This is a genomic window from Vibrio sp. 1402 (assembly GCF_033340275.1).
On sequence record NZ_JAWOWE010000682.1, the window covers coordinates 1 to 523 of the forward strand.

1 protein-coding gene is annotated in these 523 nt (G+C 47.8%); it reads left to right on the forward strand.

All coding sequences use genetic code 11. The annotated features are described in order from the left end of the window. A partial coding sequence (locus R7044_RS27930) for a TonB-dependent receptor plug domain-containing protein (protein ID WP_225456336.1) occupies nucleotides 1-523 on the forward strand: 523 nt, incomplete at both ends.

Genomic DNA, 523 nt, shown 5'->3' on the forward strand with positions numbered 1-523 from the left:
AGCGTCATGCCAAAATCCATTTCTGATATTCCCGGTACGGTTTGGTTTGTAGGGCAAGAAGAAATTGCTCAACAATACCGAGCAGGTAAAACTCTGGGTGATATTCTTTCTGCCACGATCCCTTCTTTAGATGTTGGCACTGGCGGCCGGACAAACTACGGCCAAAATCTGCGTGGCAGAGCCATGCTGGTCATGATTGATGGCGTTTCTCTGCAATCTTCTCGTCCTATCAGTCGTCAATTGGATGCGATTGACCCGTTCAACATCGAACGAATTGAAGTGCTTTCAGGCGCGACCTCCATTTATGGGGCTGGTGCGACGGGTGGTGTCATTAACATCATCACTAAAAAAGCGTACTCAGATGAATTGGCGTTTGAATCTTTTGTCGGCGGTACGTCAGGCTTCAACAGCAGCGATGATTTTGACTACAAAGTCGCACAATCCGTTGCTGGTGGAAATGACATCGTAAAAGCACGTGGCTCAGTGGTGTATTCCGAGACACAAGGTGCATTTGACGCAAATG